The organism is Limosilactobacillus portuensis, from assembly GCF_028607025.1.
Classification (GTDB): Bacteria; Bacillota; Bacilli; order Lactobacillales; family Lactobacillaceae; genus Limosilactobacillus; species Limosilactobacillus portuensis.
Window position 1 is genome coordinate 84,037 of the sequence record NZ_CP117296.1, and the last position, 12,949, is coordinate 96,985.

Annotated in this window: 13 protein-coding genes and 1 riboswitch; of the genes, 4 read left to right on the forward strand and 9 right to left on the reverse strand. The window is 41.5% G+C overall.

The genetic code is table 11. The features are described 5' to 3' along the window. Positions 1-75: 75 nt before the first annotated feature. Entirely contained in the window at positions 76-540 is a 465-nt protein-coding gene (locus PRK60_RS00415; protein ID WP_102168398.1) for a hypothetical protein, read from the forward strand. 459 nt (positions 541-999) lie between these two features. Here PRK60_RS00415 and PRK60_RS00420 read toward each other — a convergent pair whose 3' ends face one another. From PRK60_RS00420 to PRK60_RS00430, 3 genes are all read right to left on the reverse strand, one after another. Continuing rightward, on the reverse strand, positions 1,000-2,166 hold the full coding sequence (locus PRK60_RS00420; RefSeq protein WP_273646100.1) for an MFS transporter: 1,167 nt from the start codon (positions 2,164-2,166) through the stop codon (positions 1,000-1,002). A 148-nt stretch (positions 2,167-2,314) separates the two neighbouring features. Then, positions 2,315-3,172 (reverse strand): SAM-dependent methyltransferase, encoded by an 858-nt coding sequence (locus tag PRK60_RS00425; protein ID WP_102168396.1) that lies wholly within the window; start codon positions 3,170-3,172, stop codon positions 2,315-2,317. 9 nt (positions 3,173-3,181) lie between these two features. Next, positions 3,182-3,595, reverse strand: coding sequence for a helix-turn-helix domain-containing protein (locus PRK60_RS00430; protein ID WP_102168395.1), 414 nt, complete (start codon positions 3,593-3,595; stop codon positions 3,182-3,184). Positions 3,596-3,711: 116 nt separating this feature from the next. Here PRK60_RS00430 and PRK60_RS00435 point away from each other — a divergent pair, with 116 nt between their 5' ends. Both PRK60_RS00435 and PRK60_RS00440 read left to right on the forward strand, forming a co-directional pair. Beyond that, positions 3,712-4,692 (forward strand): alpha/beta hydrolase, encoded by a 981-nt coding sequence (locus tag PRK60_RS00435; protein WP_273646101.1) that lies wholly within the window; start codon positions 3,712-3,714, stop codon positions 4,690-4,692. Between the two features lie 381 nt (positions 4,693-5,073). After that, the gene (locus PRK60_RS00440; RefSeq protein WP_102168393.1) at positions 5,074-5,433 is read left to right on the forward strand and encodes a DUF1304 domain-containing protein; all 360 of its coding nucleotides are present in this window, start codon (positions 5,074-5,076) and stop codon (positions 5,431-5,433) included. Positions 5,434-5,637: 204 nt separating this feature from the next. Here PRK60_RS00440 and PRK60_RS00445 read toward each other — a convergent pair whose 3' ends face one another. From PRK60_RS00445 to PRK60_RS00470, 6 genes are all read right to left on the reverse strand, one after another. Further along, positions 5,638-7,608: a cation:proton antiporter gene (locus tag PRK60_RS00445; protein WP_273646102.1), complete on the reverse strand. Its 1,971-nt coding sequence runs from the start codon at positions 7,606-7,608 to the stop codon at positions 5,638-5,640. A gap of 34 nt (positions 7,609-7,642) precedes the next feature. Continuing rightward, the gene (locus PRK60_RS00450; protein WP_148444510.1) at positions 7,643-7,984 is read right to left on the reverse strand and encodes a magnetosome magnetite crystal formation protein family; all 342 of its coding nucleotides are present in this window, start codon (positions 7,982-7,984) and stop codon (positions 7,643-7,645) included. A gap of 41 nt (positions 7,985-8,025) precedes the next feature. Beyond that, the gene (locus tag PRK60_RS00455; protein ID WP_148444509.1) at positions 8,026-8,682 is read right to left on the reverse strand and encodes an energy-coupling factor transporter transmembrane component T family protein; all 657 of its coding nucleotides are present in this window, start codon (positions 8,680-8,682) and stop codon (positions 8,026-8,028) included. After that, positions 8,666-10,066: an ABC transporter ATP-binding protein gene (locus PRK60_RS00460; RefSeq protein ID WP_102168389.1), complete on the reverse strand. Its 1,401-nt coding sequence runs from the start codon at positions 10,064-10,066 to the stop codon at positions 8,666-8,668. Before PRK60_RS00460 ends, PRK60_RS00455 begins: the two co-directional genes overlap by 17 nt. A 5-nt stretch (positions 10,067-10,071) precedes the next feature. Next, the gene (locus tag PRK60_RS00465) at positions 10,072-10,629 is read right to left on the reverse strand and encodes an ECF transporter S component (protein WP_102168388.1); all 558 of its coding nucleotides are present in this window, start codon (positions 10,627-10,629) and stop codon (positions 10,072-10,074) included. A 62-nt stretch (positions 10,630-10,691) separates the two neighbouring features. Continuing rightward, positions 10,692-10,781: riboswitch (TPP riboswitch) on the reverse strand. Positions 10,782-10,833: 52 nt separating this feature from the next. Further along, on the reverse strand, positions 10,834-11,790 hold the full coding sequence (locus tag PRK60_RS00470) for a nucleoside hydrolase (protein WP_102168387.1): 957 nt from the start codon (positions 11,788-11,790) through the stop codon (positions 10,834-10,836). Positions 11,791-11,914: 124 nt separating this feature from the next. Here PRK60_RS00470 and PRK60_RS00475 point away from each other — a divergent pair, with 124 nt between their 5' ends. Next, positions 11,915-12,907, forward strand: a complete 993-nt coding sequence (locus PRK60_RS00475; protein ID WP_102168386.1) for an NAD(P)/FAD-dependent oxidoreductase — start codon at positions 11,915-11,917, stop codon at positions 12,905-12,907. Positions 12,908-12,949 lie beyond the last annotated feature (42 nt).

The following is a 12,949-nucleotide window of genomic DNA, read 5'->3' on the forward strand; positions in this document are numbered from 1 at the left end:
TAAAATGTGGTTGATTGATCATTTCCGGATGGTGGATTAACCACATTTTTTTGATCCGGTAAGGAGAGACGGAATATGAAATTAACAGTTGCAGATTATTTAGATCAGGTTGTTGGAAACAAGGTACTTATTACTGAAAATGAGACAACCGCATCAAAGGTTCAACAAAAAACAATGTTAAAGAAAGCAATCGAGGCAGTGATTGAAGCACTGGATACAGGGCATTTAGGAAAGTATCAAATCACTATTAGAGTCAAGAAAGGTGATCCAGTGGTTTTTCATCTTGATACCAACCTGATCAATATTCCAATGGCAGAAGCTGAACGGCTAGACGGCAAGCTTTTGGATAAGGAGATTAGTTACCCGGTAAATCTCTATATGGTAATGGAGAGCAAAGATGTAAATAAGTCTGGGCTACGGATCGACGAGTTAGCTAACGAAACTGACTTGGCAGGAAATATTGATCCCCTTGTCGAACGGCTTCAAGAGTGGCTTGCTGAGCATCTTGCCGATGTGATGGAAGCACGAGCAGAGGCATAAGACTTGCGCAAATAGCTCATTCGTGTTAGATTATTCTTTGCGATGAGTCGAGAGGTCTGGTAGCAACCCAAATAGCTACCATAAGACATTTCGAATGTGGGGCACAAAACTCACCGGATTGTGAGGTGCCCGGAAATAGTCGGAGTGGACACTGGCTGGTTTCCTGAGATAGTATCAATACACGGAGCGGGCCTAGAGTTGTTAATACAGCTCTAGGTCCGCTTTTTCTTTTTCCTAATTGCTAGCTTTCTTTACTGAAAGGGCTTACAATAATAACGAGGGGTGATCGAAATGAGAGAATGGTATTTCTTTGGTTACTTTGTTTTGTTCGTTCTTCTGTTATTCGCATATTGTACGTTTATCCACTAAAAAATATTTTAATATTTAATAATAGAAAGAAGCTGACGAATCCTTTGGTTTTCGTCAGCTTCTTTCTATTATTAAAATGAATGTTGATCTTTAAAAACGCATTCCAGTATATTTCTTACTTAGAACTAAGACGAGGATTGTTGCGGCAAGGCCATAAACCGCACCGACGTAGCCTAAGTTGCGCATCGGCAAAAAGGCCACGGCTTGAGAAGCGGTGAATGATCCAAGAGAAATCCCGATGTTAGCGAAGATTGAGTTAAGGGATGAGGCAAGATCTAATGACTGCGGATACTCTTTTTCAGCAATGTCAAGGAACATTAGCTGGGTTGAGGAACCATAGGAGGAGAAGGCAACACAAAGTAATGCAACGATGATAATAGCAACCCACTTGAATGAAAGTAATGGTCCAAAGAGGAGGTAGAGGATCGTCATTGCAATGTAAATTCCGCCTAACCGATGAATCCCGCCATTATCAGCAATGTAGCCACCAAACTTATTTCCGATGATAAAGAAGATCCCCATACCGAACAGCAACCAGTTTAGCCAGATGTTACTAAAGCCCATTTCATTAGTGATTAATGGCCGGATATAAGTATAGATAGTGTAATCAGCGGCACAGACCGTAACGATAAAGATAACCCCAAGGAGGACCCGAGTATCTTTTAAGAGAGTGAATTGCTTGCTTAAAGTACTCTTGAATTGTGGTGTGTCTTTTGGAACCAGCCAAATTAAGGAAATAAAGACAAAAATCGTTAAACCAGAAATCATCCAGAAACTGTCGTGCCACGAGAAAGTAGTACTGATTACCGTACCGATTGGAATCCCAATAACGGAGGCGATACTAAAGCCGGCAAAAACCCAGGAAACCAGACTAGCCCGCTTTTCTCGTGGAGCTACAAAGCTAGCCATTACTAACACGATTGAAATAATTGCTCCGGCAACGGTAGCTGTTAGTACCCGTGAGAAAAGCATTGAAATAAAGTTGCTAGCAAGAGTAGTCCAGGTATTGCCGATAAAAAATACCACCATCAAGACGAGCAAAACGTGGTGTCGTCGCCAGCGGTTCGCGAGTGATGTAATAATCGGGGTGAAAATAGCATAAACAAGTGCAAAGACAGTTACGAGCAGTCCAAGCGTTGATAATGAATCATGATATTGGTGTGCAATATCGGGAAGAACACCAACGATCATGTATTCATTACACCCGAGCATAAACGCAACAAACACAAATAAAATTGATTGGAGACGGTATTTCATTGTATTCAACCCTTACTGATCGACAGAATGCCGGACAGTTTTCCTTTCTTTAAAAATTCCAAACTTGCAATATTGTATCGAATAATAACTTGAATTACTAGGGCATCCACAAAAAAAGACCCGCCACTAAAAAGTTTGCGGTCTTTAGTTACCTTGCGATGTAAATTTGCTCGTCGATTAAGTCGAATGAATGAAGTTGCCGGTTAACCTTTTGCAATGCTTCATCCTGACTTAACTGAGCATTATGCCAGAAGGTCTTTGAATTAGTTGCACCATTCTTCTCACCGATTACGAGAAGGTTAATTTCTGGGTAATCCTTTCTGAGAAGCTGGAGAACTTCCCAATCGGTCTCCTGCTTATCTGGTGCCCAAGACATAATGACGAATTTAACCTGATTACCATATTTTTTAATTGCCTCGATGGCATCTAACTTTTCAATTTGGGTGACAGGGTGTTTACCGGTCTCATTCTCCTTAGTCCAGGCTTGACTATCAGTAGTAAAGAGCTTTTCCGTAGGGTTATTATTCCGGATTCCCTTAGAGATATAGCCGTTTCCAGCCATAATTTCGAGAACTGGATCACCATTTAAGTATTCCGCTAATGCCTTGGCAAAGGGAGCATTGACGTATGACCACATGCCATAAGTATCTTCAAGGTAGTCACGGAAATTGCGAAGAGCCTTATCAAGTTTAGGCAGGGCTGCCGAATATTTATCCCATAAAGCGTCACCCTGGGGATCGCCCTTTGGGTAATGCTGGTTAACGTACGTAAATACTTGATCTTGAATGTCATCAGGAAGAAGAAGGTGGGGTAGTGGTTGTGGTAAGAGACCTTTTTTAAGTAAGCGGTCACTTTCTAAGGCATTATTAATTAAGAATTTAACTTCCGGAAAGGGATCAAATAAGTCACGATATTGAGTAAGTTCTTCAATATATTTGGGCTGTTGAAGAGTTTTCTGGGCCTTTTTAACGCGCTTCTTAAGCTTCTTTAATTGCTTTGGATTCATAATAACTCCTCACTTTAGCTTTAGATTAAGCTGTTCTTGTTTTCCATAGAATTTGTCAGTATCAAGACGGTTATTCCGTCCCTTTAAATAACCATCGATCAGTTGGAAAATTTCGTAACGGTCATCGCTCCCAATATCAGTTTGGTTAAAGGTTAAATTGCGAGCGGAAATTAATAATTTGGCAAGGTCAAAGTCGTCTCGATCTGACTTTCCGGTAAGGTAGTCAAGACTGACATCAAAGAACTCGGCAAGCTTGCGGGCTTCAATGTAAGATGGCGTCCGGATTCCCCGTTCCCAGTTACCAATTTGTGAAGCGGTATTTGGCTTTTCGTTAGGACCGAGGTTTTGGTTGAGGTGTTCAGCTAATTCTTTTAATGTGATCTTTTGCCCTTTACGTAAGGCACGTAATCTTTCTGGAAACATCAAGTCACTCCCTTTAATACTAACCTTTATTTTAACATTGGAAGCCACGTTTCGTGGAAAAATGTGCAATTAAAAATATTCTGTGATAAAATCATGAACGTTAATAAAAATGCAACATGGGGTTAATTATTTTGAGTTCACAAAAAAAGAAACAAAAGCATTGGATACGTCGCGGCTTAGTCACGGTATTAGTAGTGCTTGGAATTACTCTTTTCGGTGCAGGATCTTATTTTTTCCACGTTGGAATGGTTCCGGGGCATAAGTCATTCGTTAATAATAACCAGCGAATCGAAAAAAGTGATCCGCTATATGACCAGAAGATGTGGTTTAAACATGCTAAAAAACAGCAATGGACAATGAAATCTGCCACTAAGGATTACCGGTTGGTGGCGGATTATATTCCTGCAAGTCACCAAACGACTAAGAACGTGGTAATTCTTCATGGCTTTATGGGGAATAAAGAAAAAATGGGCGAGTATGCGACGCTGTTTCACCAGATGGGGTACAACGGTTTGATGCCGGATGCTCGTGCACATGGTCAAAGTCAGGGGAAATATATTGGCTATGGCTGGCCGGAACGTTATGATGTCCGTAAGTGGACGCAAAAACTGATTACCCATAATGGTCAAAATAGCCAAGTTGTAATTTATGGGGTCAGCATGGGTGGAGCCACAACGATGATGACAAGTGGGATTCACATGCCAAAACAGGTGAAGGCCTATGTTGAAGATTGTGGATACAGTAGCCTTAATGATGAACTTAACTATGAAGCCGGCAACTTATATAACATTCCAACACCAATTCGTTGGCCATTAATTAAAACTCTTAGCTTAATTAATCGAGTTCGTAACGGCTTCTTTACTGGGGAGGCTAGCTCCGTTAATAGTCTGCACCATAATCATTTGCCAATGCTCTTCATCCATGGGAGTAACGATCATTTTGTCCCAACCGACATGGTGTATGCCAACTATCGGGCTACTCAAGGACCTAAGCAATTATGGATTGTTAACGGTGCCTCCCACGCTTCTTCCTTCGCCCACGCTCCCCAATCCTACCGCCACCATCTTGAGAAATTTTTGGGAAGGTATGTAAGATAGAGTGCCTTCGCTCCAAAGAGTTTCCGGAAAGCTAGCGATTTCTCCTGACGAAGGCGACTTGCGCCTAGGAAGGAGGTCGCTAGCTCTAGGAAACTCGGGCGAAGCACGTTTAAAGTAGATTGTGAAGCCGTTAAAAACTTCCGGTGGCTAACGATTTCTCCACCGAACGGCGGTAAGTCGTCGGAGGTGGAGGTCATTAGCTCGAGGAAGTTTAGGCTGAGCACGTTTGGTCTATGTTGCAGTAGGAGCTACCTAGCCAGAAGTTGCGGTCACGGCGAACACGTTTTGACTCTGTGACAGTAGAACTTCATCTAGGTGGAAGCTCATTTCAACAATGTTATAATTAACCGTTAAAGCAAAAACGGATAGGAGAATCAAAAATTGGGAATTGCATTTGAAATCGTTACAATCTTAATTGGAATTGAACATCTGGGAATTATGGTACTGGAAATGTTTGCTAGTCCTGCCAAACAGGCTAAAGCGTTTGACATGGAAGAATCTTTTCTCCGGCAAAAGGCTGCGAGAATTTCAATGGCTAATCAGGGAATCTACAACGGGATGCTTGGAGCGTTATTAATTATTAGTCAGTTTATCTTCCCGGGGATCACGGCGATCATGGTAGGACGCTTATTACTTATTTTCGTTGCAGTCGTTGGGTTATACGGTGCCTTAACTGCTACAAAGAAAATTTGGTTATTCCAATTTATTCCAGCGGTAATTGGATTGATTTTATCACTTTAAATAATTGAGAGGCTGAGAAAAAACAAAACGTTTTTTCTCAGCCTCTCGCTATTACCGATAGTTTACAAATTTACTGAGTTTAATCGCGGGAATCAAGCAAAGCCCTAGTGTCTAGTTACGAACGGAGAACGGTTCTAATCGAACCAACCTCCGTTCTCGACTAGCCATACGGACTCTTAAAAAGCTTGATTTCCAGCTTCATTTTTATTCCATTGATTGGACCATTACAAGTTCATCAGTTGAAATTTGTTCATTAAGCGCGTTCGCAAGTGATTGGGAGAATTTACCGTCAACGAGACATTGTTGAACATACGAGTGCTCTAACTGAAACGCTTCGACAAAGAGAGCGTTTATTCTATCGGCATCAACTCGTGAATCACGGTTGAAGAAGTGCGATCGTTGAAGGTAAGCTCGACGAATCATTGTAATTTCATTAACGTTTTTAGGGGTTTGAATTGTATCAAGGTATTTATTAACACGTTGGTTAAGAAGGTTGAAAACTTCTTTAAATGATAAAAACTGGTCAGGATGAAGTTGGTGCTGTTCAAGCTGACGACGATGTTGCGCTTGGACTTTGCCGTTACGGTGCCGGATAATTCGCCACTTAATTCGGTGAATAACAGTGGAAATAAAGGACATGAAAGTATGATTTCCAGTGTTATAAATTGAACGAGCGACAATTCGGGAATACCATTCTGCTTGGCGTTCAGAGATTTTTTCCTCTTCAGCAAGTTGCTCGATGACCTCTAGTTCTAATTGATGAGACTTACGAGCGATTTTCTCAAAAACATCTGTATTGATACGGTGATACTGGGTCATCTGGCTGCTTAACTGATCCATAATGATCGCTTTTTCAGCCCGATCTTCAGTATTTGATTTTAGCTCATTAATTGCGTGTTGAACCGTTTTTACTAGGGCACTATGAAATTCTGCTGCACTGTAATCGTTGGCTTTTCGTGGAAGAATCATTGGAAAGGCAATTGCGCCGACAATGATACTGGTTAGAATTACTAATGCCGAGATGAGGATAATTGAGTTCCGGAAAGCAAATTGATGACCGCTAACAATAATCGGTAGGGAGAACGCTAAAGAAAGTGTGATGGTACCGTGAACGCCCCCTAGAGCAAGCAACCAACTATCACGGTTAAGCTCTTCCTTTGGTGAATGGAGGTTAACTAACCGCCAGCGAGCCCAAGCATACCGAAGAATTAACATTATTAGGAAAAGGACTACCGAGAGACTAATTAGTTTTAAGAGGTTAGCGGGTGTTGTTCGACCAATTACTTGAGGAATTAATAATCCCAAGAGGACAAAGACAATTCCGTTTAATGCATCACTAATAATTGACCAGATTGTTTTTGTTGCCATTTGGACCTTAGCGGAAGTTAAACGTAATCGGTCATAGAGAATACTATGAACAACCCCTGCGGAGACAACCGCTAAAATCCCGGAAAAGTGACATTCTTCAGCTAACCAGTAGATAACAACTGGCGTCATAACGTTAATCGGGATCACAATTGAACCGATATCAACGTGCCGACTCATTAATTTCATCCGCAGAGTAATCAAAAGGTTACCCAAGATTGCCCCGAAGATGATTCCACCGAAGAAAACGTAAGAGAAGTACCAGATCCCGTGAGCAAGTGAAAAAGTCCCAGAGGTAAAAGCAGCAAGCGCGAGATCCAACAGAACGATTCCTGAAGCATCGTTAAAGAGAGACTCAACCTCCAAAGTCGTATTAACATTTTCAGGCATCATTACGTTAGTGGTTAACGACTTGACAGCAACAGCATCGGTTGGCGTAATAATTGCCACTAGCATAAAGGCAAGCGGCAGAGTAAACAGCTTGGGGAAAGCTAAGTGAAGAGTTGCCCCGATAATAATTACAGCAACAAGCGCAAAGCCGACACTTAGCGACAGGATATTTCTAACGTTTTTTGATAAAACTCTGAAAGACTGATTTTGACCGTCATTAAACATTAATGGAGCAATAACCGCCATCATGAATAACTCTGGATGCATTGTAAAATCAGTGGCGGTGGTTGGCAGGGATGCCATTAAAATCCCGGCTACGATCTGATAAATTGATAGTGGGATTTTCGGATAAATTAGGTGAATGATATTAGCGATGACAACGGCAGTCAGTAATAGAAAGATTGTAAAAATCGTGTTCATTTACTTACTCAGCTCCTTCTAAAAGACTGCTAAACTATTCACGACCAAGAAGAACTTTCACTGCCATTGCAATATTGTAAATATAGAGGATTAACGCAATTAACAGTGCAAAGGTTAAGAGGATCCCACTGAATGCACCTAGGTTGGTAATTATTGAATGCCAAGCTGCTACGCTAATGAAGAGGAAGCAGAAGATAATGTACAGTAATGGGAAAATCTGCGTCCAAAAGGCTAACTTAGCCTGGTGTTTAACCCAGGGATTATCGCTTCCAGCAACAATCCAGACAATTAGCGGAAAAATTACCGGAAGAAAAAGAATACTGAGGTACGAAAGAGCCCCAATGATTCGTTTTGATAAACTAATATCGTTATTCATAATGAAAAAATCTCCAATCATTTTTCTTCATTATGCCTGATCTATTGCGGGAGTGCAATTAGCAGAACTTGAAGAATGATGATACTAACGATGAAAATTATCCAATCAGACCAAGAAATTGGGATTTGGACAGTGTGAGTCCGTGGCTGTCCTTCACGGAAACCGTGAGTCTCCATTGCCTGAGCCAGTTGATCTGACCACCTAATAGCTGAAAGGATTGCTTTGAAGTAAAGGGTTGGTGACCACCAGTGAAGGTTAGTCCCGCGCATTCTTCCAGCAATCCTAATTGAGATAACGGTTTGCTTAATCCGCGGCAAAATATTTAATGCTGCTAAAGTACCATAGGCAAACTTACTGGGGAGATGACAGTTCTGTTCTAATGATCGCGCTAGGGCAAGAGTTGAGGTTGTAAAGGTCATTACCCCACCAGCAAAAACATAAACGTAAAAACGGCTTACCATACTCCATCCAGTAAGCCAACTATGCCCTGGACCATATCCACCAATAGTGATCAGAACTGCAATTCCAGGAATTAAAGGAATTAGCATTAGCCACATAAAGCGACGCCATGTTAGGTGGTGAAAAAGAAGAACGAGCAAAAGACAGACGATCAAAATTAGGTTTACATAAAGCTGATTTGTAAAGCTAATCTCAAGTGAAATGAGGAGAAGGAGGAGAAGTTTAATACTGGGATTCATTTTGTGATCCTCCTTGGTATGAAAGCTGCTGATTAGTAAGGTTAAGGTGATAATCAACTACGCCAGCTAAGTAATCCAATTGGTGACTCACAATTAGCAACGTTTGTGGAAAGGATTGCTTACTTTGTTCAATAAGTGCCAGTAACTTTTGTAGTGATTGATGATCGAGGCCAGTAAAAGGCTCATCCATTAGCAAAATTTCCTGTCCCATTACCAACATGACAAGGTTTTGGATGAGTTTTCGCTGACCACCACTCAGTGAATAAATAATTCTTTGACTAATGTCAGGTAAACCGACCATTGCTAAAAGTTCTGTTACCGTCTTTCGAGTTAGAAACGGATTATGACCATTCTTGAGGCTTAACAGTAATTCTTCACCGACAGTAACGTTTAAGAATTGCTGATTAGTTTCTTGGAAGATTAGACCGACCTTGGAATAATATTTCCCGGGGAATATTTTTTGGATATTTTGCCCCTTATATGTTATTTCCCCCTGATAAGGAGTTAGCTTAGCAATTGATTTGAGGAGAGTTGATTTTCCCGCACCACTAGGACCAGTTAATAAGGTGATTTTGTTCTGAATGATATTTAAACTGGTGGGCCTAATAAGGGAAGTTTGATTACGGCTTACAGCATAATCTTTTAATTCCATAACGATATTAGCAGTTAGCGGCGGAACCTTAGTGGTGAGTCTGTTCCTATGTTGGTGATTAGCATTTTCTAAAAGCATCAAACTATCATGGTGTGACAGTAGAGTGACTTTAGAATTGTGAAACTGAACAACAAGCTGACTAAACTTTTGGTAATTATGGAGATCGTGATCGCTGATAATGATCGTTGTGCCATTTTCATTTTGTAGTTGGGTCAGCTTTTGAAGGAGAAACTGTCGGTTAGCTTCATCAATACTTGAAAAAGGTTCGTCTAGTAGAATGATCTCTGCCTTCATAGCAATTGTAATTGCCAACGCAACTCGCTGTAATTGACCGCCAGAAAGGGTAGTTAGTTTTTGCTGAGCAAGTTTCTCTAAGCCGACAAAGCTTAGGGCACTCTTTACCTGCTTGTTGATTTCTTCGTGGGGAACTTGAAGATTCTCTAGGGTAAACTCTAATTCATGTTGCGGGGTATCCATCGTGAATTGCATCGCTGGATCTTGAAAGAGCATTCCAATTCGTTGCCCGTGGGGAATGGCAACTTTTCCTGAACAGCTGCCACCATATTTTGGAAGCAAGCCAGCGATCAACTTCAGCAGGGTTGTTTTTCCACTGCCAACGGACCCGCTAAAGATGATTGAAGTATGAAGTGGTAATTCAAGGGAGACGTCATTAAGGATCGGCTGACCGTCCTCATATGAAAATGTCAGGTGTTGAATAGCGATTGATTCCATTTGTTTTACCTCGGAAGAACGTGACTTCTGTTTAATAGGTTAACAATGAGCTTAACAAGGATGCCAGTAAAGAAAAACATTGATAACCAGCGAACAATCAGCATCACAATTAACATTGAAAATGGAAAATGGCTGTAACCATTGCGGAACCAGTCCCAGGCAAATGTCAGAATCGTGGTAGTGGTTGCGGAGAGGAGTAAGGTCACCCAATTGTATATTTTATAAAGCGTTAAGGTAAAACCGAGCTCAGTCCCGATCCCTTGAACCAGCCCTGAGAGCAGAGTGGTCACACCCCATTGATCACCGAGGAGCATCTCCACAACGGCACTGAGAAATTCACCGAGAAATGAGGCACCAGGAAGACGGAGCATAAAACCAGCTAACGGACCAGCCATACACCAAATACCTAATGTAATATCGTTAGCCATTGGTCCATAGCCAAAGGGAGTCAGGGCAATTGTTAAGCCGTTGTAGAGCAGACCAGTTGCTAAGTAGATCACTCCAAAAACGATCCCGATGATTGCTAAGAGAATAATGTCCTTTAAATGAAATTGATGAAACATAATGATTCCTTTCTTGGGGAAAGAAAAAGAACCGTGACAAAAAATGCCATGGTTCCTTAAATGGTCGATTAAAAACGCGCTTCCTTCGCTAGCATTATCTAGACAGGTTCAATGGGTCTAATCTCAGCCAAGTGGCACCCCAGACATATAATTTTCTTTTATTATTACCATCATACAACAAAAATGGGTTCTTCGACAGTTAATTTAGTGATTAGCTAAAAGATTAGTCAGGTGGTTCATAAAGACGGAAACAAATCGTTCTTGGTTAACGTTAATTGCCACCTTAACATTTGGGTGGGGTTCATTCAGCCGTGTTTTATCACCGATTGTTCGGGCATAATTATGCTTATTGGTAATAACCTTCATTGGCAGGGCAAGGGTGGTTACAAATGATGGGTCAATTGCCACGCCAACTGCCAATGGATCATGAATTGCACAGCCACGCTTATCAATTCCTAACCGGTAATAGGCATCAATGTAGAAGTCGGTAAGATCAGCATAAGCAATTCCAGCCCGTGTTCCCAAATTGCGCCACTGCTGAGTTTCTTTTTTCGTGAGGAGGGTCCGTAAAGTAACGTCAAGGCCGACCATTGTAATTGGTAATGGACTGGTAAAAACCTCGTTAGCTGCTTCGGCGTCTTGATTGATATTCGCCTCGGCAACATCGCTAACGTTTCCTTCGACCGTTAGCGCACCACCCATTAAAGTAATATTACCGATTAATTGGCTAATCTGTGGATCCCGATGTAGTGCAGCAGCAAGATTTGTCAATGGGCCAGTAGGAACGATAATGAGATCTTTGCTGTACTGGTGGGCCGCCTCAATGATAAAGTCGACACCATCTTTTTCTTGAACTTGATGGCGCGGTTCGGAGAGTGAAATATCACCAATTCCGTTGCTTCCGTGGATCTCCTTGCTGACTTGCATGACATTGAAATGATCAGTAGTACTTGAATGGCTAAGGCCCTTAAAAACAGGAACATCTTGGCCGAGTAATTCAAGAAGCTGTAATGAATTTTTAGCGGTTTGTTCTAGTAAGTTATTACCATAAGAAGCAACAATCCCAATTAAGTCAATCTGTGGGTCAGCAATTGCATACGCAAGAGCTAACGCATCATCGACCCCGATATCTAGGTCCAAGATCATTTTTTTAGTGGCCATGATATTTTCCTCCATTTAGCTAGTTATTTATTTCAATAATAGCTAAATGATGAAGACCCCGCAATTTTAATTTTAGTAAAAATCAATTACAATAAGAAAAAAGAACAGAGAGGAGCCATTACGAATGGCAAAGATGTATGACATTACAATTATTGGTGGCGGTCCCGCAGGAATGTTTGCGGCATTTTATTGTGGACTCCATGAATTAAACGCCCAATTGATTGAAAGTTTGCCCCAACTTGGCGGTCAAGTTAATGCTCTTTATCCGGAAAAACAAATCTGGGACGTTGCGGGACTTCCGGGAGTTACGGGACATGAACTAGTAAGTCAGCTTCAAAAGCAACTTGCTGTGGCTCCGGTTGACCAGTTTACAGGTGAGACTGTTGAGGACGTTGTAAAGGAAGCAGATGGAACGTTTACAGTTAAGAGTGCTGATCGCATTTCGCATTCCCGGGCAATTGTGATTGCATTAGGAAACGGTGCATTTAAGCCCCGAAAATTAGCTCTTGATGGAGCAGATGAAATTGAAGGACACCAGCTTCACTACTTTGTTACTCACCGCGATGACTTTGTTAATAAACGAGTAGCTGTCCTAGGAGGCGGGAATTCAGCAATTGACATTGCTTTAATGCTTGAACCCGTAGCTAAGCAGGTTTCGTTAGTTCACCGTCGGGATCAGTTTCGGGGGATGGAACATTCTGTTTCGCTTTTAAAGAAGTCAAGCGTGGATCTGGTTACACCATTTTTGCCAAAGGAACTTCAAGTGGAAGATGATCGATCCGTTACGTTGAAACTAAAGAAGATGCGAAGCGATGAAATGACAAGTTTGAACGTTGATCGGCTTGTGGTTAACTATGGCTTTACGTCCAATAATGCGGCACTTGATCAATGGTCGCTTGATTTAGCCGCAGAACGAAACTTGATTAAGGTTGATTCAACGATGCAAACAAATATTGAAAATGTTTATGCGATTGGGGATGGGATTACCTATCCTGGAAAGACTGCACTTATTGCAACTGCTTTTGGCGAAGCGCCGACTGCAATTACTGCCCTTGCTAAGAAACTTTACCCGAATAAGCGGCTGGCAACGCACAGTTCATCAATGAAAATTGGTTAATTCCAGCGATTAGGCATAAGTGCAGAAGATTGAAAAAAGCAA

What these genes read in the sequence shown, in the direction of transcription:
- PRK60_RS00430 (WP_102168395.1), bottom strand. Translation starts at nt 3,595, where the DNA reads ATGTTTCCAGAAAGATTACGTGCCTTACGTAAAGGGCAAAAGATCACA.
- PRK60_RS00425 (WP_102168396.1), bottom strand. Translation starts at nt 3,172, where the DNA reads ATGAATCCAAAGCAATTAAAGAAGCTTAAGAAGCGCGTTAAAAAGGCC.
- PRK60_RS00450 (WP_148444510.1), bottom strand. Translation starts at nt 7,984, where the DNA reads ATGAATAACGATATTAGTTTATCAAAACGAATCATTGGGGCTCTTTCG.
- PRK60_RS00455 (WP_148444509.1), bottom strand. Translation starts at nt 8,682, where the DNA reads ATGAATCCCAGTATTAAACTTCTCCTCCTTCTCCTCATTTCACTTGAG.
- PRK60_RS00470 (WP_102168387.1), bottom strand. Translation starts at nt 11,790, where the DNA reads ATGGCCACTAAAAAAATGATCTTGGACCTAGATATCGGGGTCGATGAT.
- PRK60_RS00435 (WP_273646101.1), top strand. Translation starts at nt 3,712, where the DNA reads ATGGGGTTAATTATTTTGAGTTCACAAAAAAAGAAACAAAAGCATTGG.
- PRK60_RS00420 (WP_273646100.1), bottom strand. Translation starts at nt 2,166, where the DNA reads ATGAAATACCGTCTCCAATCAATTTTATTTGTGTTTGTTGCGTTTATG.
- PRK60_RS00445 (WP_273646102.1), bottom strand. Translation starts at nt 7,608, where the DNA reads ATGAACACGATTTTTACAATCTTTCTATTACTGACTGCCGTTGTCATC.
- PRK60_RS00475 (WP_102168386.1), top strand. Translation starts at nt 11,915, where the DNA reads ATGGCAAAGATGTATGACATTACAATTATTGGTGGCGGTCCCGCAGGA.
- PRK60_RS00460 (WP_102168389.1), bottom strand. Translation starts at nt 10,066, where the DNA reads ATGGAATCAATCGCTATTCAACACCTGACATTTTCATATGAGGACGGT.
- PRK60_RS00465 (WP_102168388.1), bottom strand. Translation starts at nt 10,629, where the DNA reads ATGTTTCATCAATTTCATTTAAAGGACATTATTCTCTTAGCAATCATC.
- PRK60_RS00415 (WP_102168398.1), top strand. Translation starts at nt 76, where the DNA reads ATGAAATTAACAGTTGCAGATTATTTAGATCAGGTTGTTGGAAACAAG.